We start from the raw sequence: 23,879 nt of genomic DNA, 5'->3' as shown, positions 1-23,879 counted from the left end.
AGGTCACCCAATCCCGGGAATCAAACGAACAACAAGATCGATCAGCCAGATACCGATGAACGGCGTGATCACACCGCCGAGCCCGTACACGAGCAAGTTTCGGCCGAGCAGCGCCGACGCCGTCGACGGCCGGTATCGAACCCCCTTGAGGGACAGCGGAATCAACGCGATGATCACGAGCGCATTGAAGATCACGGCCGAGACGATTGCCGATTCGGGAGTGGCCAGTCGCATGATGTTCAGCGCATCCAACTGTGGATAGATACCACTGAACAGAGCCGGCAGAATGGCAAAGTACTTCGCGAGGTCGTTTGCCAGCGAGAACGTGGTCAAGGCGCCGCGAGTGATCAGCAACTGCTTGCCGATCTCGACGATCTCGATCAACTTGGTGGGATCGGAATCAAGATCCACCATGTTACCGGCCTCTTTGGCCGCCGAGGTACCGGTGTTCATCGCAACACCGACATCCGATTGTGCCAGTGCGGGAGCGTCATTGGTACCGTCGCCGGTCATGGCCACGAGACGACCACCCTCCTGTTCCTTTCGGATCAGCGCAAGCTTGTCTTCCGGCGTGGCTTCCGCCATGAAGTCGTCCACACCAGCTTCATCGGCAATGGCCTTGGCGGTCAACGGATTGTCACCGGTGATCATGATCGTGCGGATTCCCATGGCGCGCAGTTCCGCAAACCGCTCCGCCATACCGGGTTTGACGACGTCCGAGAGTGCGATGACGCCCAGAACCGATGCCGTCTCACCCTCAGCTGCCGCGACAACAAGTGGTGTACCACCCGCCTGCGCTATCTCGCCCACGGAATCGGTGACTGCAACATCGGCTGTTCCGCCTTTTCGCGCAATCCAGCCCAGGACGGCATCGGCCGCGCCTTTACGGATCTCCCGACCAGGCAGATCCAGTCCGCTCATACGCGTCTGCGCTGTGAACGGAACGAACTCGGTCCGGTTCTCCTCCGCTGTCGGTTCGGTTCCCAGGCCGAACTGCGCGGCGCACAGTTCGACGATGCTTCGGCCCTCGGGAGTTCCGTCCGCCAGGCTCGACAACCGCGCTGCGGCAGCAAGTTCGAACGCCGAGACACCCGGAGCGGGATGCAGCGACGTGGCCCGGCGATTGCCGAACGTGATGGTTCCGGTCTTGTCCATCAACAGGGTGTCGATATCCCCGGCAGCTTCGACGGCACGTCCCGACATCGCAAGCACGTTGCGCTGCACCAGACGGTCCATCCCGGCGATGCCGATAGCGGACAACAGAGCGCCGATCGTTGTCGGAATGAGGCACACCAGAAGGGCGATCAGTTTGATCGGATCCTGCTCGTGCCCGGCGTACAGCCCCATCGGGCCGATAGCAACCACCGCGAGCAGGAAGATCACCGTGAGCGACGCAAGCAGGATGTTGAGCGCAATCTCGTTCGGTGTCTTCTGACGCGAAGCGCCCTCGACCAACGCAATCATGCGGTCCACAAACGACTGGCCGGGTGCCGCCGTGATCTCCACGACGATGCGGTCGGAGAGTACCGTCGTACCACCGGTGACGGCGCACCGGTCACCACCCGATTCACGAACCACCGGTGCGGATTCCCCGGTGATGGCGGACTCGTCGACGGACGCAATACCTTCGACGACATCGCCGTCCCCTGGTATCACCTCACCCGCCACCACGATCACCCGATCGCCGACAAGGAGGTCGGTACCGGACACCATCTCGATAGCGCCGCTCTGCGTGATGCGATGGGCAGTGGTGTCCTGCTTCACCTTTCGAAGACTGGCTGCCTGCGCCTTACCTCGCCCCTCGGCCACGGATTCGGCGAGGTTGGCAAAGATCACCGTGAACCAGAGCCACAGTGTGATCACCCAGGCGAACACGGACGGTTCGGCAACCGCCATCACCGTCGTGATGACGGAGCCGACAAACACTACGAACATCACCGGGTTGCGCGCCAGATGCCGCGGGTCGAGCTTTTGGACGGCGTCCGGCAACGCCGTGATCATCTGCCGCGGGTTGAATGCGCCGGCCTTGACGTGGTGGGAATCGCCGGCATGGTCGACGCTGTCCACCACTACAGATTTCTCTTCGGTGTTCAGGATCATTGGAGCGCCTCCGCGATGGGGCCCAGTGCGAGGGCCGGGAAGAATGTGAGTGCGGCAACCAGGACAACGGTGCCGGTGAGGAGTCCGGTGAACATCGGTCCCGACGTGGGCAGGGTACCGACGGTGGGCGCAACCTTCTTCTGCGACGCCAGTGCTCCGGCCAAGGCGAGCACAAAGATGATGGGCAGGAAGCGTCCCAGCAGCATGGCGATACCGAGCGAGGACTGGAACCAGTCGCTCGTGACGGTCAAACCGCCGAAAGCGCTGCCGTTGTTGTTCGACGCCGACGCGAAGGCGTAGAGGACCTCACTGAAGCCGTGGATCGACCCGGGAGTGCCCGGATCTCCGCCGTTACCTTGATATCCCAAGGTCGACCCCAGTGTCACCGTAATGCCGGTGCCGATGAGAACGAGCGCGGGCATCACCAGAATCGAGAGCGCTGCCAGGGTGATTTCACGTCGGCCGAGTTTCTTGCCGAGGTACTCGGGTGTGCGGCCAACCAGGAGTCCGCCGACAAACACCGCGATCAGCGCGAGGACCAGGATTCCGTACAGACCGGTTCCGACTCCGCCGGGAGCGATTTCTCCGAGCAGCATGTTGAGTAGGACGGCGCCGCCGCCCAAGGGAGACATACTGTCGTGCGCGGAGTTGACTGCGCCGGTGGATGTTCCGGTGGTACTCACCGCGAACAATGCCGATCCGGGAATCCCGAAGCGGACTTCCTTACCTTCCATCATCGAACCTGCTGCGGTTGCCGCAACACCGCGGGCACCGGATTCAGCAGCCAAGGTGACGGCCAGCAATCCGCTCCACAGCAGCCCCATCACGGCGAGCAGTGTCAACCCTTGCCTGCGGTCACCGACCATCGTTCCGAAAGTCCGTGTCAGACACACCGGAATCAGCAGGATCGCCAGAATTTCGACGATGTTACTGAGCGGCGTAGGATTCTCGAACGGATGGGCGGAGTTGGCAGCAAGGATTCCGCCGCCGTTGGTTCCGAGTTCCTTGATCGCTTCCTGCGACGCCACCGGCGCGAGGGCATTGGTGACGGCATTTCCGTCGAGACCCGTCGACGCAAATCCACTGTGGAACGACTGAATCACGCCCTGACTCAACAGGATCAGTGCGATCACGAACGAGAACGGCAACAGGATGCGAAGGCATCCGCGGGTGAGGTCTACCCAGAAGTTCCCGATCTCACCGCCCCTCGCCACCCGGACGAAACCGCGAACGAGTGCAATCGCCACGGCCATACCGACAGCTGCGGATACGAAGTTCTGAACAGCCAAACCCAACGGCTGAACGACATTGCTCATCGTCGTTTCCGGTGTGTAGGACTGCCAGTTCGTATTGGCCACAAAGGAAATCGCCGTATTGAACGCTACAGCAGGGCTCACCCCGGACAGCCCGTCACTGAGCGGCAATACACCCTGAACGCGCTGGAGGAAGTAGAGCAGGAGCGCACTCGCGAGCGAGAATCCCAGCACACTTGCGGCGTAGCCGTACCACGTCTGTTCAGCTCGTGAATCGATCCGGCCGACCCGGTAGATGACGCGCTCCACCCGCAGATCACGGGTCGAGGTGTACACCCGAGCCATGTAATCGCCAACCGGTACGTACGCGATCGCCAATACAACCAAGACAAACGCTATCTGCAGGCCGGCTGCCAGAGCGGGCGACATCAGAACCTCTCAGGATCTACGAGCGCAACAAGGAGATAGACAACCAGGGCCGCGGCCACGGCAATCAGCACGACGCTGACAACGCCGGCGACCGTCACTTGGGAGCGCTCGCCTGTAAGGCGCGAAGAACCAGCGCGCACACGAGAAAACCACCCAGTATCAGAGCAACGTAGGCCAAGTCGGCCATGAGCTTCCCTCTTCGACATCAAAAACCGTGCTGCAGTTCATCGCAGCCATGACGCACTAGGAGCGCTCTCCCAGCTTTGACCGGAAAATGTCGGCTTTGACGCTCTCTGACGATCCGTTTACACAGCGAACAGCCGTATTGACGGAATCTTGACGCGCAACCTACCGTCGTCAATACTGAAAACGCGTTGCCGATCGGTCGCTCGATAAGTTCCGGATTAAGGAGTTCAATGCCGCCGAGACCGCATACGGAACTGCGCCATGCCCCTACCCTGATCGATCAGGTAGCCGGCCTGACGTCGGGCGCCACATCGTCCGTAACGGCCACAACCGAGACACTCGACCGCATCGACGCAGCGCAGTCGACACTCAATGCATTCAAGATCGTTCGCCGCCAGAAAGCTCTCGAGGAAGCCGCCGACGCGGACCGCCGGCTTGCCCGCGGCGAGCGCCTCCCCCTCCTCGGCGTACCCATCGCGGTCAAGGACGACGTCGACATCACCGGCGAGCCCACCGCATTCGGTTGCCCCGGCGACTTCCCCGTCAAGACGGAAGATTCCGAGATGGTTCGACGGTTACGCGCCGCCGGCGCTGTCATCGTCGGCAAAACCAACAGCCCTGAACTGGGGCAGTGGCCGCTCACCAGCGGTAGCGCCTTCGGATACACCCGCAATCCGTGGTCACGTGAGCACACTCCCGGCGGTTCGTCCGGCGGTACCGCGGCCGCGGTTGCAGCCGGATTGGTCAGCGCCGGAATCGGTTCCGACGGAGCCGGGTCGATCCGGATACCGGCGGCCTGGACCAATCTGGTCGGTATCAAACCGCAGCGAGGACGCATCTCCACGTGGCCGGACGCGGAAGCCTTCTACGGCCTGACCGTCAACGGACCGCTTGCCCGCACGGTCGCCGACGCCGCCCTTCTCCTCGACGTAGCAGCCGGAAACCATGACGGCGACCTACACACGCCGACGCCGCTCACCGTCAGCGACGCAGTCGGCCGCGATCCCGGAAGGCTGAACATCGCTCTCTCCCTGCGTAATCCGTTTACCGCCACACCGGTCACACTCGATCCGGAAGTGCGAAGGGCTGTATATGCCGTCGCCGACACGTTGCGCGGTCTCGGCCATCGCGTCGTCGTGGACGATCCCGCCTACGGGCTGATCTTCGGACTGAACTTCCTGCCACGCTCACTGGTCGGGGTGCACGATTGGCTCGGGCGCCTCCCTGATCCGGCGCTCGCAGATCCGAGAACTCGCGGAAACGCACAGAGCGGAAAGCTACTTCGCGGGGCACCGTTGCGCGCCGCCCGAGCAGCCGAGCCGCGAATGCGTCGGCGCATCGGAGCGATCTTCGACAAGTACGACGTTGTCCTTGCCCCCACCACGGCAACTCCGCCGATCCCGGTCACCGCTATCGACGCTATCGGCGGCTGGGAAACCGACAAGGTGATGACCGCAGCGTGCCCCTATGCCTGGCCCTGGAATGTCCTCGGCTGGCCCTCGATCAATATCCCCGCGGGATTCAGCAGCGCCGGACTGCCGATCGGAGCACAATTAATGGGTAGCGAGAGCACCGAACCGTTGCTGGTTTCGCTCGCCTCGCAATTGGAGTCGGTGCTCCGATGGGATCAGAGTCGTCCTCAGCAGTGGTGGTGAGCCCAATGGCCGCAGTAGACATCCGAACGAGCATCCTCGATGCGGTACTGCACATTGTTGCCACCGAAGGCATCTCCGGTGTGAGCAATCGTCGTATCGCATCCGACGCCGGGGTGTCGCTGGGCTCCGTCACGTACCACTTTCCGAGCCAATCGGACATGCTCCGGGCCGCTCTGTCCCGGTTTGCCGCCGAGGAGACGGCCCGCATTCAGGGGCTCGTCGAGCAGTACCGTGACCAGGATCTCAGCGCCGAGGATGCGGCGGCCGCCACAGAGAGCATCGCGCAGGACATCGCTGGTGTGGTCGAGCGGATCGCGCCGTTCGAAATGTTCGTTGCCGCTGGCCGCGATCACGAGCTTCACCAGATAGCCGCGGAGTGTTTTGCGGCGTACGACACTTTGGCGGTCGCAGTCCTGACTGCGCTCGGGGCACCTGATCCGGAATCCGCCGCGTCCTACCTGGTCGCGATGATCGTGGGCCTACAACTGCGCCGCCTGGCAACAGGTATCGACAACGCGGATGTCGCGTCGTCGATCCTGTTGGTACTGAAGGGGGCTGCGCCCTAGAACCCGAGCCGGCCCAACTGCTTGGGGTCGCGCTGCCAGTCCTTGGCGACCTTGACGTGCAACTCCAGGAAGATCCGCACACCGAGGAGCTTCTCGATCTGCAGGCGCGCGCTGGTGCCGACTTCCCGCAGACGTGCGCCGCCCTTGCCGATCACGATGCCCTTCTGGCTGGGTCGCTCGACGTAGAGCAAAGCGTGGACGTCGAGCATCTCGCCCTGCTTCTCGGTGCGTCCTTCACGCGGAATGACCTCTTCGATCACGACGGCGAGGGAGTGCGGCAATTCCTCGCCGAGGCCCTCGAGCGCAGCCTCACGGATGAGTTCGGCCATGAGCACCTCTTCGGGCTCGTCCGTCAATTCACCGTCGGGGTAGAAGGCCGGACCCTCGTCCATCAGACCGGACAACACGTCGACCAGAATCTCGACCTGCTCGCCCGACTGGGCGGACACAGGCACAACCTCGCACTCGGGTCCGAGCAGGGTGGACAGTGCAAGCAACTGCTTGCCGACGGCGTCGCGGCTGACCTTGTCGATCTTGGTGACGATGCCGACCAGCGTGGTCTTGGGCGCCATCTGACGGACCTGCTGCACGATCCAACGGTCGCCGGGCCCGATGGGCTCGTCAGCCGGAATGCACAGGCAAATGACGTCGACCTCGGAGTACGTATCACGGACCAGGTCGTTGAGGCGCTGGCCGAGCAGGGTGCGCGGCTTGTGCAGACCCGGGGTGTCCACCAGGATCAGCTGGGAATTCTCGCGGTGCACGATGCCGCGGATCGTGTGGCGCGTTGTCTGCGGACGAGAGGACGTGATGGCGATCTTGCTGCCGACCAACGCGTTGGTCAACGTGGACTTACCCGTATTGGGCCGACCCACGAAACACACGAACCCCGACCGGAATTCCTTCTTACTCATACCTACTCCTCGTAGAACATCTCGCTCAGTCATCGTTGTCTTCTGCCGCATCGTCTTCCGAGCGAGGCGCACGCTGCACAAAAACCGTGCTGATGCGTACACGTCCACGGCCGGTGTTCGTTCCCTCACCGCGCAGGATCAAACCGTCGTACTCCACCTCGGATCCGGGTAGCGGCACCCGGCCGAGCACGTAACCGATCAAACCGCCGACGGTCTCGACTTCGTCGTTCTCGAATTCCAGATCGAACAGTTCGCCGAGGTCCTCGATGGGCAGGCGCGCCGAGACGCGGAACATCCCGTCCCCGAGATCTTCGACGGGTGGTGTCTCGTCCTCGTCGTACTCGTCAGCGATCTCGCCGACGATTTCCTCGATGACGTCCTCGATGGTCGCCAGGCCGGCAATTCCGCCGTACTCGTCGACGAGGATCGCCATATGGTTGCGGTCGCGCTGCATTTCGGCGAGCAAGCTGTCGAGTGGCTTCGAATCCGGAACGAACACCGCCGGACGCATCACCTCACACACGTTGACGCTGCGGCCGCCGTCGGGCAGGTGATAGGTCTGTTTCACCAGGTCTTTCAGGTACACGACACCAAGAACGTCGTCGACGTTCTCACCGATCACCGGTAGGCGCGAGTGTCCGCTGCGCACTGCCAACGACGTTGCCTGCCCGGCACTCTTGTCGTTCTCGATCCACACCATGTCGGTACGAGGCACCATGACCTCTCGGGCGGACGTGTCACCGAGATCGAAGACCGACTGGATCATGCGACGCTCTTCGTCGTCCACGACGCCACGGGCCTGCGCCATGTCGACAAGTTCGCGCAGTTCGATTTCCGACGCGAACGGCCCGTTCCGAAAGCCTTTACCCGGCGTCAGCGCGTTACCCAGAAGAATGAGAATTCGGCTGATCGGGCCCAGGAGAACACCGATCCACAGCAACGGCAACGACGCAGTCAGGGCAATCGAGTACGCATGTTGACGACCGAGTGTCCTCGGCCCGACACCGATCACCACGTACGAGACCAACACCATGACAGCGGCCGTAGTTGTCAGAGCCCAGCCCATCGACATGATGTCGATGAGTGCGCCCGCCAACACGACCGTCGCGGTGATCTCGCACAAAATGCGAAGCAGCACCATGAGATTCACGTATCGCGGACGATCGGTCAGGATGCGTTGCACGCGCTCGGCGCCTGCTCGCTCCTCTTTGGCCATCTCGTCGATGCGTGCCGACGATATTGTGTTGAGCGCCGAATCCACGGCGGCGAAGATTCCACCGACCGGGACCAGAGCAACGGCTAGTACCAACAGCGCGATTGCGCTACTCACTACAGATCCCCCGGCTGTTCGATTATCGGTCTGCGCCGTCGACGAACCCGGTCTTGCCGAGCAGTTTCTGATCGCGTTCGGCCAGTGCGGCCTCGCGCTCGATCCGACGCAAATCCTCGTACCACTCTTCGAGGAGACTGTTCTGCAGTCCGAACATCTCCTTCTCCTCTTCCGGCTCCGCGTGGTCGTAGCCGAGGAGGTGCAGCACCCCGTGGACCGTCAGCAACGCAAGCTCGTGGGCCAGTGAATGGCCGGCCTTGTCTGCCTGATCGGCCGCGAACGACGGGCACAGGACGATGTCGCCGAGCATCGACGGTCCGGGCTCCGGAGAGTCTGGGCGTCCGCCTGGCTCCAGTTCGTCCATCGGGAAGGACATGACGTCGGTCGGCCCCGGAAGATCCATCCACCGGACGTGCAGATCTGCCATCGTCGCGGAGTCGACGAGAACCATCGACAGCTCGGCCGCCGGATGGACATCCATCCGTGCGATCACGAAACGGGCGACACTGATCAACTCCGGTTCGGAGATGTCCATGCCCGATTCGTTCGAGACCTCGATGCTCATGTGCGACGCTCTTTCCTGGGAAAAGTAGGGGTTGGTGCGTCGCTCAGCCTACCGTCGAGGTGAATGAGCATGCGCAGCGCGGCGTTGTGCTCGGTTGCCGAGCCTCGGCTCCCCGTCGCGATCCGTTTCGTGGCGTTCATAGGCGTCGACGATGTCGGAGACCAATCGATGACGCACGACGTCGCTGCTGTCGAGCTTCGCAAAGTGGATATCGTTGATGCCCGTGAGGATTTCGGATGCCGCCCGTAGGCCCGATCGCGCGCCGCCCGGCAGGTCGACCTGCGTGACGTCTCCGGTGACAACGATCTTCGATCCGAAGCCGAGCCTGGTGAGGAACATCTTCATCTGTTCGGCCGTGGTGTTCTGCGCCTCGTCCAGGATGATGAACGCGTCGTTGAGGGTGCGACCGCGCATGTACGCCAACGGCGCTACCTCGATGACCCCGGCTGCCATCAACTTCGGAATGGCTTCGGGATCCATCATGTCGTGCAAGGCGTCGTGCAAGGGACGCAGGTACGGATCGATCTTCTCGTGCAACGTGCCGGGCAGGAATCCCAACCGCTCGCCTGCCTCGACGGCCGGACGGGTCAGGATGATGCGTGAGACCGACTTGGACTGCAAGGCCTGCACAGCCTTGGCCATTGCAAGGTAGGTCTTACCGGTGCCTGCCGGACCGATACCGAAGACGATCGTGTTCTCGTCGATGGCGTCGACGTAGCGCTTCTGGTTGAGCGTCTTAGGACGAATTGTCTTGCCGCGCCGCGACAAAATGTCGAGCGAGAGTACCTCGGCCGGAGATTCCCCGACCTCGTTGGTGAGCATGCCGATGGTCCTGCGGACGGCGTCGGGTGCGATGGGCTGTCCGCGCCTGGCCAGCACGGCCAGCTCGGCGAATACCCGCTCCGCGAGAGCAACGTCGGCCGAGGTTCCGGACAGAGTGATGGTGCCGCCACGAACGTGAATATCGGCAGAAAGCTCACGTTCGATCGCGGTGAGATTTTCGTCCGTCGATCCCAGGAGCTGACGCACGGTTTCCGGCGCCAAGTCCATACTCGATCGGACAGTGCGCTCCGGGGACAGAGCGCGCTCGGGAATAGTGGATGTACGGTTGCCGCCGAACTCACTGTGTTCACTCACGTGGAGAATATGGCCTGCTTCCTGGTCCGAAAGAGCCCGCTCGACCCGTGGGCTCCGATACTTCGAAGTCTAGCGCCACAGTCCGACACCGCCCACTTCTTAATCCCCGGGCGCAGCGGACGGCACCGACTTTCGGATCCATTTCCAGGCGTCCGCGACTACCTCCGCGCTGCGCTCCGGGCTGATCCCGACCAGGACGAGACACACGATCGCGAAGGACTCTCCCGAGTCCGTGATCACCCCGCTGTTGGCCTGGTCGAACAGCGTGATGGTCACCGATTCGGTCATCGCGACCAAGGTTTCGGCCGGTAGATAGGTCGAGAAGGTACCTTCTCTCTGGCCTTGCTCGACAACCCTGATGCTCAATGCGCGAGCGGGTTCCATCAGATCGAGGATGCGCTGCTCACCCAATTCCTTTCGGGCGAAACCGAGTAGCACCCGGAACCGATCTCCCACGGGCCACGCCAACAACGCCAGCACGGCGGTCGCCAGTTCCGGGTTCTCGGGCGGCTCCCCCGCACGGCTCAACGCCGCCACCAGATCAGCCGACGCCTCGTCCACGATTCCGTTGATCAGGGCGTCACGGCTCTCGAAATGTGCGTACACGGTCCGCCGCACGACGCCGGCGGCTTTTGCCACGTCGTCCATGCTGGCGTCGGGATCGACTGCAAATGCTGTGATCGCCGCTTCGATGATGCGGCTACGGTTCGCCCGCGCTTGACTGCGTCGCGGCCGCGTTGCCGGCGACTCAGTTCCCGATTCCGTCAACGCGTTGTCCGCCTTCCTCGTGTGATCTACATCAATGATAGTTGCACAATGATGTGCAAGTTATTAACTTACACAGCACTGTGCAAATAGATCAGAAACGGAGTCGCGCCATGACAACACTCGTGAGCAAACCGGTCACAGAAATGGGCCAGCCGTATGCACGGCGATGGGCGGCGCTCGGGGTGCTCTGCCTGAGCCTGCTGATCGTGGTCATGGCCAACACGGCACTGATCGTCGCGGCGCCGGACATGACCCGCGATCTCGGACTCACCAGCACACAACTTCAATGGGTCATCGACGGCTACACAGTCCCCTACGCCGCGTTGATGCTGCTGTTCGGCGTGCTCGGCGACAAGTACAGTCGCCGCGGGGCCCTGCTCGCCGGGCTCGCGGTCTTCGCCGGCGGCGCAGTTTTCGGCAGCATCGCCGACACCACCAATGCCGTCATCGCGGCCCGCATGATCATGGGCGTCGGTGCCGCGATCATCATGCCGGCGACGCTCTCACTCCTGGTCGCGACCTTCCCGAAATCCGAACGCTCACGCGCTATCGCGGCTTGGGCAGCTACGTCGGGTCTCGCCATCGCGCTGGGCCCTCTGTTGGCCGGATGGATTCTCGAAAGCCATTCCTGGAGTGCCACATTCCTGATCAACGTTCCGATCGCAGCAGTTGCTGCCCTGGCCGCCGTATTCCTGGTGCCGCCGAGCAAGGCCGAGCACCTCGGCCGCGTCGACTGGATCGGCGGCGCGCTGTCGGTTGTCACCATCGGCGCACTTGTCTACTCGATCATCAACGGTTTCCACTTCGGGTGGACCGCAGGGCCCATCAGCGCAGCAGTGCTCGCCGTAGTCGGCCTCGCGATGTTTGTCGTCTGGGAACTGCGTCATCCCCAACCACTCCTCGACGTCCGCAAACTCGGTCAGCGCGTCGTCGGCGGCGCAACACTTGCCGTACTGCTCCTGTTCCTGGCCGCATTCGGCGCGATCTACTACATCTCGCAGCAATTCCAGTTCATTCTCGGATACGGAGCACTCGAGACCGGTGTCCGTCTGTTGCCCTTGGCAATTGCCGTGTCGATCGGTGCCATGGTGAGCGGCCGGATCACCCCGCTGATCGGTGTCCGCGCGTCCATCGTCGGTGGCATGCTGATCGCTGCGATCGGCGTCCTCATCCTCACGCAGGTGGACGGCGACTCCGGCTACTGGATGTTCGCGGTCCCGCTGATCCTGCTCGGTCTCGGCATCGGCCTCAGTGAACCACCGGCCACCGACGCCATCATGGACAACTTCTCCGAAGACGACCTTGGTGCAGCAGGCGGTCTCAACGACACCGCCATCGAACTCGGCGGTTCACTCGGAATTGCCATCCTCGGCTCGATTCTTGCTGCAAGCTACAAAGATTCGATCGCTAGTTTCATCGGCGGAATGCAGGTCCCGCAACTGACCGGCGAACTGGCCGAGCAAGCCGCCTACGCGCTCGAAGTGTCCGGCGAATCTGTCGGCGGCGCTTCTCTGGTCGCCGAAGAGTTGGCCGGCAACCCGTTGGCCGCAGCCCAGGCTCAGCCGCTACTCGACGCAGCCGGTACCGCGTATGCCGACGCGATCTCCGCCGCTAGTTGGGTGGGTGGCCTTGCACTACTCGTAGGCGCGATCGTCGTCGCGTTCATCCTTCCCGGCAGAAAAGCTCTGGTATCAGAGTGAGTTGATCGGAGCCAGTGGGTCTTCAGCCAGAACCAGTTCACGGGAGAGGCGCCAGGACTCGGCCCCGGGCGAGAGAAACGCATCGTGCCCCTCGCCCGGGGCCACACGCAATGCCACGGGATCACCAACTGCCTGCGCCGCTTTCACATACCGCGCACTGACCTTGGCCGGGACTTGCAGATCCTCGCTGCCCGTCACACAAACGACGGGAACCCCGATCGGCAGACGATGTTGCGGCGACGCATTCCGATACAAATCCGGGTCCGATTCGAAGGGAACGCCGAATAGATCCTCGATGTAGCTGATGCGTCGACCACGCTCGGCCGCCGACGCGAGATCGAGTGCAGCGGCCTGCGCGACAACGCGCTCCGGGCGCGTGAACACGTCCTTCTCCCCCGCCAACCAGACTGCGAGGTGCCCACCGGCGGAGTGCCCGAGAAGGCGAATCTGCGTCAGGTCGAATTCGATCTCGGAAGCTTCGGCCACAATCCCGGGAATCGCGGCGTACGCGGTTTTCACGTCTGTGGACATCTCCGGCCAACCGCCGCCGGCTCCGAGGCGCCGGTACTCGATGTTCCAGACCGCCACACCAGCTCGCGCGAGTTCGACGGCAAACGCGGTGCCGAGGTTCAGCCCGTACTGCCCGCTCCAGAATCCGCCGTGGATCTGCATGACAACAGGCACCGGGCCGTCAGCGACGTCGGGAACGTACAGATGACCGAACTGCTGACTGTGGGAACCGTAGGAAATCTTGATCCGAGACACCAGGAAAACCTAGCTCAGGCGAGGGCGCTGCCCGCGGCCCACTGGTCCCAGGACAGGGTCCAGTCGCCGTTCTGCCACACTTCGAGCGGAGCGCCACCGGTGTTCTTGATCTCGACGACGTCACCGGGCTGTGCGAAGTCGAAGAACCATTTGGCATTGGCCGCACTGAGATTGAGGCAACCGTGCGACGTGTCGGTGTTGCCCTGAGCCCACACGGTGCTTTCCAACTCGTGCAGGTAGATACCGTCGGTGCTGATACGCGTCGCCCAGTTGATGGACTCCTTGTACCCGAGCCGGGAGTTGATGGGCAGGCCGTACGTGGACGAGTCCATGATGACCGGGTTTGCCTTGTCCATGACGGTGTACGTGCCGGGCTGTGTCCAGAAGGACAGGGTTGTGTCGCCGATGGTTTCGGTTCCGCCCATACCCATGGACGTCGGCATTTCCTTGATCACCTGACCGTTTTCGTACACGGTCACCATCTTGGTGTTGTCATCGGCAATGGAGATATGCGAATCACCGATCGTGAAGGCGACCGTGTCGTCCTGCTCGCCGTACAGACCCTTACCCAACTCTTTGCCGTAGATGTTCGCGCTCACCGACACCGTGGTTCCCGGCGTGTAGTACTCCTGTGGGCGCCAGTGCACGTTCTGACTGTCCACCCAGTACCAGGATCCGGTGACGGGCGGATTGGTCGTCACCAGTAGCGATTTCTCGGCAGCGGCCTTGTCTCCGATGGATTCGTCGAAGTGAACCGCAACGACGGTGCCGACGCCGTACGTGCCACCCTCGGAGATGGACGCGCCGCCGGTGGTGTTGATGTATGCCCGCGTTTGATTACTCGGGGCGACCGTCGAGAGCGTCGTATTCTTGGTTGTGGCAACACCATTCGAATCGACTGCATCGACAACCAGGTCGTAGGACTTGCCGTAGCCGAGTGGTTCACTCGGCTTCCACGCCGTCTTGTCGGGGGTGATGATTCCGGCGACGTCCTTACCCTCGGGATTGGTGAGGGTGACGCTCGTCAAAGTGCCCTTGGCGACCTCGACGGTGATGGGGTCGAGCGGGTTGATCGGAGTGCCGCCTTCTGCGGGCGACACCGAGATGACAGCGACACTGGTTGCCGTCGTGGCAACAGCACTCGCAGCCGGATCGGCCTTGTCGTCAGTGGATACGGTGCACCCCGCAGCCAGCATCATTGCCGCGACGGCAGCCACCGCGCCTGCAACCCGCTTGTGCGCACGTGAGCGCATCTTTCCTCCTGAGATTTCCGAACGAGCCCGCGGAACATCGCCGGGCAATTCAACGATAGTGGTCTTGGCTGACACTTCGCTGAGCGCTTGGTCTCAATCGGCTTCAGATCACATACCGCTCAGTGCAGTGGTCGCGGTCCCCAGCGGTCGGTCAGAACACCGATGGCGCCCAATGCAACTGCACCGGCCGTCGAGGTTCGCAGCACAGTCGGGCCGAGTAGCACGGGAGTTGCGCCGGCCTCCGAGAGTGCGGCGATCTCCGAGTCGTCGAGCCCACCTTCAGGTCCGACAACGAGGAAGACCTCGTCGGCGCTCGCGAGTGGCAGCGCGGCTAATGCGGTCGTCGCAGATTCGTGCAGAACAGCTACGACGGCGCCGCGCGCAACGGCTTCGCGAACCAGCGCAACCACAGCCGCGGTCTTGTGCAGTTCGGCGATCTCCGGAACGAATGCCCGGCGCGACTGCTTGGCCGCCGACACCGCGGCACTACGCCAACGAGCGACGCCTTTGGTGAGCTTCGCGCCTTCCCATTTGGCGACGCACCGCAGTGACTGCCAGGGAATGACGGCGTCGATACCGGCCTCGGTGGCCAACTCGACAGCCAACTCGGAACGCTCCGCCTTCGGCAGTGCCTGAACGAGCGTCACCAGCGGTTTCGGTTGCTCGAGCACCTGTACGTCACTGACCAGAAGTTCCAAGCGGTCTTTCCCGGCACTGGTCACCTCGGCGTCGGCGACGCGGCCACGGCCGTCGGCCAGCACGAGGCGCTCACCGACACCGATCCGGCGGACGGTCGCCGCATGGCGACCCTCCGGACCGTCCAGAACTGCAGTCTCACCGACGCCCGGAACGGGGTCGAGGAAAAAGACCGTCGCAGCCACTGTCAGCGGCCGCTGAATGCTTCGCGAAGACGCGAGAACAACCCGCCACTGTTCTGCGACCCCGTTGAGACAACTTCGGCCTCGTCACGATCGCGGAGCAACTTGAATTCCTTGAGCAACTTGGACTGCTTGTTGTCGAGGCGGCTCGGGATGACCACTTCGAGGTGAGCATGAAGATCGCCGCGTGTACCGGACCGCAACTTCGGCATACCGTGTCCACGCAGGACCGCGATGTGGCCGGGCTGAGTGCCGGGTTCGATGGAGATTTCCTTGGGTCCGTCGATGATGGTGTCGACGGTGACGGTCGTACCCAATGCCGCATCGACCATGGGGACACGAATGGTGCAGTGCAGATCTTCGCCGTCGCGGACGAAGACCTCATGCTGCTGCTCGACGATCTCGACGTACAGGTCGCCGGGATGTCCACCGCCGGGGCCGACCTCACCCTGCGCGGTCAAACGGATACGCATGCCGCCTGCAACACCCGCCGGAACCTTCACGGTGATGTCGCGCTTCGCACGCACGCGGCCGTCACCACCACACTTGTGGCACGGATCTGGAATGGTCTCGCCGGCGCCGCGGCACGTGGGGCACGGACGCGACGTCATGACCTGGCCGAGGAACGAACGCTGGACAGACTGCACTTCACCGGCGCCGTTACACGTCTCACAACGGACAGGCTTGGAATCACCGTTCGTGCCGGCGCCCGTGCAACTGTCACACAGAATCGCGGTCTCGACGGTGACGTGCTTGCTGACGCCTGTCGCACATTCTTCGAGAGTCAGTTTGGTGCGCAGTAGGGAATCGGCACCGGGCTGCACTCGACCGCGAGGTCCACGGCCTGCGCCGCCACCGCCGCCGAAGAACGCTTCGAAGACGTCGCCGAGGCCGCCGCCACCGAATCCACCGCCGAAGCCGCCACCGCCGCCCCCACCGGATTCGAGGGGATCGCCGCCGAGGTCCACGATGCGACGCTTCTCCGGATCGGTGAGTACCTCGTACGCTGTCGAGATCTCCTTGAACTGGGCCTGCGCTGCCTCGTCGGGGTTGACGTCAGGGTGCAGTTCGCGAGCAAGCTTGCGGTAAGCGCGCTTGAGTTCCTGATCGGTCGCGTTCTTGTCGACGCCGAGCAATCCGTAGTAATCCCGTGCCACGTTTTTTCTCTCGTCCTTCTCTTACTTCTAGTTTTCCTCGTACCTCACGAAGAGGAGCGTCGGCCTGCGGCGACACACGTCATCGTTCGGAGAGGACTTCGCCGATGTATCTGGCAACGGCGGCAACCGATGCAATTGTTCCCGGATAGTCCATCCGAGTGGGACCGAGCACACCGACACCACCGAAAACGGTACCGGCCGCACCGTAGCCCGTCGAAATCACGGAGGTCCCGCGCATTTGCTCGACCTGAGTTTCTTCACCGATCCGGACAGTGACCATCCCGGCGTTCTGGGTCGATGCCAGCAGTTTCAGCACCACAACCTGCTCTTCGAGCGCTTCGAGCACCGCCCGCAGCGAGCCTGGAAATCCTGCCAGACCGGAGAAGTCGGATGCATTGCGCGTCAGGTTCGACGTTCCGCCGAGGACAAGGCGCTCCTCCGGGTGCTCGACCAGTGTCTCGACCAGGATCGTCGCGGACCGGACAACGGCGTCACGCAGATCGTCTGGAGCCTCGTCGGCCAGTTCGGAGACAGCGATGGACGCTGCTGCCAGACGCTTGCCTTCGAGCGCGCCGCCCAGAAGTGCACGCAACCTGGACAGATCCTCGTCCACGAGTACGTCACCCAACTCGACGATGCGCTGATCGACGCGCCCGGAGTCGGTGATGAGAACAAGGAGCAGCCTCGCCGGGGTCAACGCCACCACTTCGAGGTGACGGACCGACGACGCCGAGAGTGTCGGGTACTGAACCACGGCTACCTGCCGGGTCAATTGAGCCAGTAGACGCACACCGCGCCGCAGCACGTCGTCGAGGTCGACGCCGGATTCCAGGAATTCCAGAATGGCGCGACGCTCGGGTCCGGACAGCGGTTTGACGTCCGCAATGCGGTCGACGAACTCGCGGTATCCCTTGTCTGTCGGCACACGACCTGAACTGGTGTGGGGTTGGGCGATGTAGCCCTCGGCTTCGAGAAACGCCATGTCGTTGCGCACGGTGGCACTGGACACACCAAGATTGTGACGCTCGACCAGAGCCTTCGATCCGACCGGATCCTGCGTGGAGACGTAGTCCGCGACGATCGCGCGCAGAACCTCGAATCGCCTGTCGTCGGTACTCGACATAGTTGCGACCTCCGTTTCCCGCGCTCTGTGCACTGATCTCAACTGGCAGTCTAATCGCCCGAGCGCCAGTCTCGGGTGTTGCCCTTACTGTGGAGTCATGATTTTCAAGGGCGTGATGGACGGCAAGCCGTATCCCGACCACGGACTGTCCCTTCGTGACTGGTCCAAATTTCCGCCGCGTCAGGTCCGGCTCGACGAGATCGTGACCACCACCAAGGTCCTCGAGCTCGACCGCCTGCTGTCGGAGGACTCCACGTTCTACGGCGATCTCTTTCCGCACGCCGTCCAGTGGAAGGGCACCTTGTACCTCGAAGACGGCCTGCACCGGGCGGTCCGTTCAGCACTGCGAAATCGTGTCGTTCTCCATGCACGGGTCTTCGACTACGACGCGATGCCGGGAATCATCGAAGGTTCGCACTAACCGATCTGCAGCGACGCAAGTAGGACGGGATCAGCCTGGCCGGGCCAGGTACCGGTCAGGGCAGGTCCGTGGAACTCGGCTTCGACGTCGACCACTCTGTACACCGTCAGTTCCAGCGTCCCGGATGTGATCGTTGTTGCCGAACCCACGGTGGAGCAGTTCACCGCCCCGATCGAGGGAACCTCGCCGGACCCGCTACCCAACACATGCGCCGTGACCTCACGGGCATCGCCGGGATTCGCGAACTCCAGTGCCGCTTCGGTTCCCGCGGTGACGATGGTCGTTGCCAAGGCGCGGACGTACACGGGATCGCAGCAGGCGTCGTACACCCAGCGCTCGCCCAGGACGGAATGGTCCATGGTGGAGATCAGGAAGGCTTCTGCCCCGGCGAGTGGAGCACCTCGATACGTGAGCGGAACCTGGAGAACCGCTCCGCCGCTTGTGCGGAGCAAATGCGTCTCGATGCCGACCTCACCGTCCGGATCATCGAAGCGGCACGCGTCGATGTGCTCGAGGCTCGACGGGTCAGTGGATCCGACCCACGGTTGCCCGGGCACCCACGCCCGGAGCAGGTCGATCTTCGACGGATTCAATTGCGCGCTGTGTATGAGGGCCACGCAGGTGAGGTTACTGCGACAGTGCGGTTACTGCGATGACGAGTAGCGCCGCACTGCAATCGGGATTGCGAGCGCAAGCAGCACCGCAGTCCACCCGAACGCCGCGGCAACGGGATGCTGCATGGGCCACGAGGCATCGGGCGCAACACTGGTACCCGAACCGAACAGCTCACGCAGCGCTGCGACCACCGCACTGACGGGATTCCACTCGGCCACCGTTGCAACAACACTCGGCATGGTCTCGGTGGGGACAAAGACGTTCGAGAGCATGATCGTGCCGAAGATCAGCGGGGCGAGTTGTTGGAGCATCTGCTCATCCCGGATGGTGCCGCCGAGCACGATCCCGAGCCACGCGAGTGCCCATCGGAATGCCATGAGCAGCGCAATCGCAAGCACCACGTCTGTGGCCGACGCGTCGATACGCCATCCCGACAGATACCCGACTCCCGCCATAGCGGCCAAAGCCACTGCGCCGGTGACGGTTTCCGCCAGGGCCAGACCGGCAGGCATGGCAACAGGATGGATGGGCAATGCGCGAAGTCGGTCGGTCAGGCCGCTGTGCAGATCGGCATTCACCGTCGATGCGGTGACTACCAAGCCCATCGACGCAACAAGGACAAGTACACCCGGAGTGAGATACGACCGATACGCGGCCCCGTCGGCGCCACCGGACAATGCACCACCGAAAACGAAACCGAACAACAGCATCATGCCAAGGGGCGCAGCAAGAGTCACCGCAACCAGGGCAGGAGCGTGGCGATACACCGCAACGATCCGCATGAACAGGATTCGGGTGCCGGTGAACGCCGAGACGGCACTTCGGGTGGGTGTGGTCATGCGGAAATCCTCTCGCTGGTATGGCCGGTGAGGGCCAGGAAGGCGTCGTCGAGTGTCGCCCGGCGACGCCCGATGTCCTGCACGGCAATTCCGGCGTCGTCGAGCGCCCGCAGTATCGGCAGCAGCGTGATCGACTGCCCACTGAAGGCAAAGGACAGTTCCGTCGCCGAATCGTGAGAAGTACCCGCCCGGCCGCCGAATCGCCCGACAATCTCGGTGACGTCGCCACATCGATGCTCGTCGGCGATCACCACGTCGAGACCTGTTCCCACAGCCTGGACGATCTCGTCCGGGGTTCCGGCAGCAACTACTTTTCCGGCGTCGACGATGGTGACGGTGTCCGCCAACTTGTCGGCCTCGTCGAGGTATTGGGTGGTCAGTACGACGGTCGTGCCGTCGTTCACGAAACTTCTTACGTATTCGTAGATTTCGTGCCGGCTTCGCGGATCGAGACCTGTCGTCGGTTCGTCGAGGAACAGAACGGCCGGGCGCACCACCATTCCCACGACGATGTCCAGTCGCCTTCGCATGCCGCCGGAATACGTCTGCACCTGCCGGTCGGCAGCATCGAGGAGTTCAAATCGTTCGAGTAGTTCACCCACATGCAGACGCGCAGCCTTAGGCGCACATCCATTGAGCCTGGCAAACATGGCGAGGTTCTCGGCGCCGGTCAGACGGGGGTCTACGGCATGAAATTGTCCGACCAGTCCGATGTTCTTCTTCACCTGCGCGGCGCCCCGGACTGTGTCGAAGCCGAGAATGCGAGCAGTTCCCGCACTCGGCCGCAACAGCGTGGCAAGCATCCGCACGATTGTCGTCTTGCCGGAACCGTTCGGTCCGAGCAGTGCATGAACCGTCCCCGCAGGGACGCTCAAATCCACACTGTCGACGACGGTGCGTTTTCCGTAACACCTGGTGAGCGATTCCGCTTCGATAGCCGGCACATCAACCTCCTCAATTGGGAACACTGTTCGCAATTAAAGAATAGACAACTGCGAACAGTGTTCGCAACTACAGACGTGGGGCATGCTTGGTGCTATGACCAACGCCGGATCACCGGCCTCGCTGTGGCTGCGAGGCGAGGATGCCAAACGAGGACCCCGCCCCGCCTACACACTCGAACAACTTGCCGATACTTGTGTCCGCATCGCCGACGACCAGGGACTCCGCGCGGTGTCGATGCGCCTGGTAGCGCAGAAACTCGGCACGGCCGCCGCGTCGTTGTACCGATACGTCAACGGCAAGGACGACCTGATGGCACTCATGGCCGACTCCGTCGGGGCCGAATACGACTACCCGGCACTGACCGGAGACGTGCGCACCGACGTCCTCGCCATCACCGTGCAGTCGCGGGCAATTCACCGCCGGCACCCCTGGTTGAGTCACATCCAGCCGACGAGCCTCGGCCCCCAGTCGATGCGTTACCTCGACCAGATGGTCGGCGCGCTGGCGCCGACCGGACTGAGCGCTCCATCGACAATGACCGGAATCGCTCTGCTTACGGGATGGGTTACCAGCTTCGCTGCACAGGAAGCTGCGGGCCTGTCCGCCGGTTCGTCCGCCAACAGCGGAGCCGAACACATCGGTGCACTACTCGCTCGCGGCGACTATCCACACCTGGCTGCGCTCTATGCAAGCGCCGATATCGGCGCAGCCACAACAGAATCAGCAGCCACAACGGAATCGATCGACAACAACACAGCCTTCGAGGCTGGAATCGACGCACTGCTGTTCGGCATCGCTCCCAACAATTGAGCACGCCCCAACCACATCGCAGTGGCCATTTTCGTCCGCAGGTACATAGTGGTCAAAAGTGGCCAGAAATAATGTGTGCTTTTAACCGAACTGTCCGTTATCTTTGCTCAGTGGTTACCTCCGGTGCCGCACCGCCCCTGTGCGGGATTTTGCACAGAGAGGCACAGCCATGGTTCACCGGCGCCGATTACGCCCTGGTAGTCGCGTACAGGGTCTCGCCGTCGTATTGACTGGAGGTGTGCTCACCCTCGCTGCTGTGGCGTTCGCTGCGGCCGGACCGGATGACCGGCCGGTCGAACCACTCGGGAACGTGACTTCCTGGGGATGGGACGGCTCCGCCCTGGCCGCGAAGGCCCCACAAGGCAGTGGCTTCACCGCCTACGCCGAAGGTGGCAGTCATTCACTGGCGCTGAAATCCGACGGCACCGTCACCTCATGGGGAAACGACGGCTCCAAACTGGTCGCGAACACCCCCACCGGGAGCGGCTTCACCGCCATCGCCACCGGCACCTACCACTCGGCGGCGCTGAAGTCCGACGGCACCATCGTCTCCTGGGGCTGGGACACCTACAAGCAGGTCACGAACACTCCTATCGGTAGCGGGTTCACCGCCATCGCCGCCGGTGACAGCCATTCGGTGGCGCTGAATGCCAACGGCACCATCACATCCTGGGGAGACGACGGCTTCAAGCAGGTCACGGACACGCCCGCCGGAAGCGGCTTCACTGCCATCACCGCCGGCAACTATCATTCTGTGGCATTGAAAGCCGACGGCACCGTCATCTCGTGGGGAGGCGACAGCCACCGGGTGGTCACCGGCACTCCTCGGGGAAGCGGCTTCACTGCCATCGCCGCCGGCGCACGCCATTCAGTGGCCCTGAAATCCGACGGCACCATCACATCCTGGGGCTGGGACAACGACAAGCAGGTCACGAATACACCCAGGGGTAGCGGCTTCACCGCCGTCAGTGCCGACGCGAACCATTCGTCGGCCCTGAAGACCGACGGCACCATCGTCTCCTGGGGAGACGATGGCTTCACTCAGGTGACAAACACCTACCCGAAGTAGCCGCTCAGGTCAGTACCGTGCGGATGACGGCGTCAGCGAGTAGCCGACCACGATCGGTCAGGATCAGATGGCCGTCGTCGACGATCGCCAAACCGTCGGCAACAACCTGATCGGCCGAATCATGTTCGGACGCAGTTAATTCCGAGAGCGGAAGGCCGGTGCGCAACCGCGCGGTCAGCATCACGCGCTCCATGTGAATATCGTCGGCGGACAGTTCCTCACTGCCACCGACGGGCAGTTCGCCCTGGGCGAGTTGCTCCGCGTAGCGCGCCGGGTGCTTGACGTTCCACCACCGCACTCCGCCGACGTGACTGTGCGCTCCGGGACCGGCGCCCCACCAGTCGCCGCCGTCCCAGTAACCGAGGTTGTGACGGCAACGGGTGTCCCCCGATTCGACAGTTTCCGCCTTCGCCCAGTTGGAGACCTCGTACCAGTTCAGACCCGCCGCGGACAGGCGCGCGTCGATCCGTTCGTACCGCGACGCCAACACATCGTCGTCGGGAGCGGGCAATTCACCACGACGGACCTTGCGGGCCATCGCGGTGCCGTCCTCGACAATGAGCGCGTACGCCGAAACATGGTCGACGTCGGCGGAGAGAACTGCATCCAAGGACGCGTCGAGATCCTCGTCCCGCTCCCCCGGCGTTCCGTAGATCAAGTCGAGGTTCACGTGCGCAAACCCGGCCGCGCGTGCCTCTTTCGCTGCCGCTACTGCCCGGCCCGGCGTGTGCGTGCGGTCCAGGATCTTGAGCACGTGCTGGGCCGCCGACTGCATACCGAGAGAAATTCGCGTGAAACCGGCGCTGCGCAGAGCGTCGAAGAACTCCGGTGACGTCGATTCGGGATTCGACTCCGTCGTGACCTCGGCACCGGGAGCCAGACCGAAACTGCTGCGTACCGCGCCGAGCACCTCGGACAGGCCGTCGCCGCCCAGGAGCGACGGGGTGCCGCCACCGACAAATACCGTCTCGGCCACCGGCGCCCCCGTCATCTGTGCCGCGAGGTCGAGTTCGCGTTTGAGCCCTTCGAGCCAGGACTGCGGCGACGCCGAGGTCCCCAACTCGCCCGCGGTGTACGTGTTGAAGTCGCAGTAGCCACATCGCGTCGCACAGAACGGCACGTGGACATAGATCCCGAACGGCCGCGTCCCGACGCCCTCGATCGAACGAGCCGGCAACACGAAGGGGGTTGTAGCGGTGGCATTCACTCCACCAGTCTCCCAGCATCGCGGCTGCCTACCTATTCGCCGACCGGGCCAGAGCACCATGTCCCCTGAGCACGCTATTTCCCCCATTTTTCGTGGAAATAGGTCCCCGAGTCGGAATTATCGAGTTGACGTGGCACAATGGTCCGCATGACCGGACTCGGAGTACGACTTGTGGCGCGTCGCCACGTCGACTT

23 protein-coding genes are annotated in these 23,879 nt (G+C 63.0%); 6 read left to right on the top strand and 17 right to left on the bottom strand.

The genetic code is table 11. From position 1 onward, the window contains the following. Positions 1-3: 3 nt before the first annotated feature. From kdpB to kdpF, 3 genes are read right to left on the bottom strand one after another with little or no spacing between them, the layout of a single operon-like run. Complete coding sequence (gene kdpB / locus V2B23_RS23160) at positions 4-2,100, bottom strand: potassium-transporting ATPase subunit KdpB (RefSeq protein ID WP_430952464.1); 2,097 nt, start codon at positions 2,098-2,100, stop codon at positions 4-6. Next, positions 2,097-3,782, bottom strand: coding sequence for a potassium-transporting ATPase subunit KdpA (kdpA, locus tag V2B23_RS23155; RefSeq protein ID WP_430952463.1), 1,686 nt, complete (start codon positions 3,780-3,782; stop codon positions 2,097-2,099). The genes kdpB and kdpA overlap by 4 nt, the downstream gene beginning before the upstream one ends. Further along, complete coding sequence (kdpF, locus tag V2B23_RS23150) at positions 3,782-3,880, bottom strand: K(+)-transporting ATPase subunit F (protein WP_033232997.1); 99 nt, start codon at positions 3,878-3,880, stop codon at positions 3,782-3,784. Before kdpF ends, kdpA begins: the two co-directional genes overlap by 1 nt. A 318-nt stretch (positions 3,881-4,198) precedes the next feature. Here kdpF and V2B23_RS23145 point away from each other — a divergent pair, with 318 nt between their 5' ends. Both V2B23_RS23145 and V2B23_RS23140 read left to right on the top strand, forming a co-directional pair. After that, positions 4,199-5,623: an amidase gene (locus V2B23_RS23145; RefSeq protein ID WP_430952462.1), complete on the top strand. Its 1,425-nt coding sequence runs from the start codon at positions 4,199-4,201 to the stop codon at positions 5,621-5,623. 5 nt (positions 5,624-5,628) lie between these two features. Continuing rightward, complete coding sequence (locus tag V2B23_RS23140; protein WP_430952461.1) at positions 5,629-6,189, top strand: TetR/AcrR family transcriptional regulator; 561 nt, start codon at positions 5,629-5,631, stop codon at positions 6,187-6,189. Here the strand turns inward: V2B23_RS23140 and era are convergent. The 5 genes from era to V2B23_RS23115 form a co-directional block, all read right to left on the bottom strand. After that, entirely contained in the window at positions 6,186-7,103 is a 918-nt protein-coding gene (gene era / locus V2B23_RS23135) for a GTPase Era (RefSeq protein ID WP_033232991.1), read from the bottom strand. The genes V2B23_RS23140 and era overlap by 4 nt on opposite strands. Positions 7,104-7,128: 25 nt before the next feature. Continuing rightward, positions 7,129-8,433 (bottom strand): hemolysin family protein, encoded by a 1,305-nt coding sequence (locus V2B23_RS23130; RefSeq protein ID WP_430952460.1) that lies wholly within the window; start codon positions 8,431-8,433, stop codon positions 7,129-7,131. Between the two features lie 22 nt (positions 8,434-8,455). After that, positions 8,456-8,998 carry an rRNA maturation RNase YbeY gene (ybeY, locus tag V2B23_RS23125; protein WP_033232989.1) on the bottom strand — a complete coding sequence of 181 codons (543 nt, stop codon included), beginning with the start codon at positions 8,996-8,998 and terminating at the stop codon, positions 8,456-8,458. 48 nt (positions 8,999-9,046) lie between these two features. Beyond that, the gene (locus tag V2B23_RS23120; protein ID WP_430952459.1) at positions 9,047-10,135 is read right to left on the bottom strand and encodes a PhoH family protein; all 1,089 of its coding nucleotides are present in this window, start codon (positions 10,133-10,135) and stop codon (positions 9,047-9,049) included. Between the two features lie 99 nt (positions 10,136-10,234). Further along, positions 10,235-10,903 (bottom strand): TetR/AcrR family transcriptional regulator, encoded by a 669-nt coding sequence (locus tag V2B23_RS23115; RefSeq protein WP_430952458.1) that lies wholly within the window; start codon positions 10,901-10,903, stop codon positions 10,235-10,237. Positions 10,904-11,013: 110 nt separating this feature from the next. On the opposite strand from V2B23_RS23115, the gene V2B23_RS23110 reads away from it, so the two are divergent. Further along, a complete protein-coding gene (locus V2B23_RS23110; RefSeq protein ID WP_430952457.1) occupies positions 11,014-12,603 on the top strand; it encodes an MFS transporter in 1,590 nt (529 codons plus the stop codon). Here V2B23_RS23110 and V2B23_RS23105 read toward each other — a convergent pair. The 5 genes from V2B23_RS23105 to hrcA all read right to left on the bottom strand — a co-directional run bounded on the left by V2B23_RS23105 (position 12,595) and on the right by hrcA (position 17,779). Next, positions 12,595-13,368 carry an alpha/beta hydrolase gene (locus tag V2B23_RS23105; RefSeq protein ID WP_430952456.1) on the bottom strand — a complete coding sequence of 258 codons (774 nt, stop codon included), beginning with the start codon at positions 13,366-13,368 and terminating at the stop codon, positions 12,595-12,597. The two genes, V2B23_RS23110 and V2B23_RS23105, sit on opposite strands and share 9 nt — an antisense overlap. Positions 13,369-13,382: 14 nt before the next feature. After that, a complete protein-coding gene (locus V2B23_RS23100) occupies positions 13,383-14,621 on the bottom strand; it encodes a L,D-transpeptidase (protein ID WP_430952455.1) in 1,239 nt (412 codons plus the stop codon). A 119-nt stretch (positions 14,622-14,740) separates the two neighbouring features. After that, positions 14,741-15,502, bottom strand: coding sequence for a 16S rRNA (uracil(1498)-N(3))-methyltransferase (locus tag V2B23_RS23095; RefSeq protein ID WP_430952454.1), 762 nt, complete (start codon positions 15,500-15,502; stop codon positions 14,741-14,743). Positions 15,503-15,504: 2 nt separating this feature from the next. Continuing rightward, a complete protein-coding gene (gene dnaJ, locus V2B23_RS23090) occupies positions 15,505-16,656 on the bottom strand; it encodes a molecular chaperone DnaJ (RefSeq protein WP_430952453.1) in 1,152 nt (383 codons plus the stop codon). Positions 16,657-16,735: 79 nt separating this feature from the next. Further along, positions 16,736-17,779: a heat-inducible transcriptional repressor HrcA gene (gene hrcA, locus V2B23_RS23085; RefSeq protein WP_430952452.1), complete on the bottom strand. Its 1,044-nt coding sequence runs from the start codon at positions 17,777-17,779 to the stop codon at positions 16,736-16,738. A 97-nt stretch (positions 17,780-17,876) separates the two neighbouring features. Here hrcA and V2B23_RS23080 point away from each other — a divergent pair, with 97 nt between their 5' ends. Further along, on the top strand, positions 17,877-18,200 hold the full coding sequence (locus V2B23_RS23080; protein ID WP_033232977.1) for a type II toxin-antitoxin system VapB family antitoxin: 324 nt from the start codon (positions 17,877-17,879) through the stop codon (positions 18,198-18,200). Here V2B23_RS23080 and V2B23_RS23075 read toward each other — a convergent pair. From V2B23_RS23075 to V2B23_RS23065, 3 genes are read right to left on the bottom strand one after another with little or no spacing between them, the layout of a single operon-like run. Then, complete coding sequence (locus tag V2B23_RS23075) at positions 18,197-18,817, bottom strand: CG0192-related protein (protein ID WP_430952451.1); 621 nt, start codon at positions 18,815-18,817, stop codon at positions 18,197-18,199. The two genes, V2B23_RS23080 and V2B23_RS23075, sit on opposite strands and share 4 nt — an antisense overlap. A 27-nt stretch (positions 18,818-18,844) precedes the next feature. Next, positions 18,845-19,654: an ABC transporter permease gene (locus V2B23_RS23070; RefSeq protein ID WP_430952450.1), complete on the bottom strand. Its 810-nt coding sequence runs from the start codon at positions 19,652-19,654 to the stop codon at positions 18,845-18,847. After that, entirely contained in the window at positions 19,651-20,598 is a 948-nt protein-coding gene (locus V2B23_RS23065) for an ATP-binding cassette domain-containing protein (protein ID WP_430952449.1), read from the bottom strand. Before V2B23_RS23065 ends, V2B23_RS23070 begins: the two co-directional genes overlap by 4 nt. Before the next feature lie 94 nt (positions 20,599-20,692). Between V2B23_RS23065 and V2B23_RS23060 the strand changes: the two genes are divergently transcribed. Next, a complete protein-coding gene (locus V2B23_RS23060) occupies positions 20,693-21,409 on the top strand; it encodes a TetR/AcrR family transcriptional regulator (RefSeq protein ID WP_430952448.1) in 717 nt (238 codons plus the stop codon). A 238-nt stretch (positions 21,410-21,647) separates the two neighbouring features. Then, a complete protein-coding gene (locus tag V2B23_RS23055) occupies positions 21,648-22,478 on the top strand; it encodes an RCC1 domain-containing protein (protein ID WP_430952447.1) in 831 nt (276 codons plus the stop codon). A gap of 4 nt (positions 22,479-22,482) precedes the next feature. On the opposite strand, the gene hemW is transcribed toward V2B23_RS23055, so the two are convergent. Further along, positions 22,483-23,685 carry a radical SAM family heme chaperone HemW gene (gene hemW / locus V2B23_RS23050; RefSeq protein ID WP_430952446.1) on the bottom strand — a complete coding sequence of 401 codons (1,203 nt, stop codon included), beginning with the start codon at positions 23,683-23,685 and terminating at the stop codon, positions 22,483-22,485. Positions 23,686-23,879 lie beyond the last annotated feature (194 nt).

It is taken from the genome of Rhodococcus sp. 24CO (assembly GCF_050586165.1).
Lineage (GTDB): Bacteria > Actinomycetota > Actinomycetes > Mycobacteriales > Mycobacteriaceae > Rhodococcus_F.
This window is presented reverse-complemented; position numbering and strand designations above follow the sequence as displayed.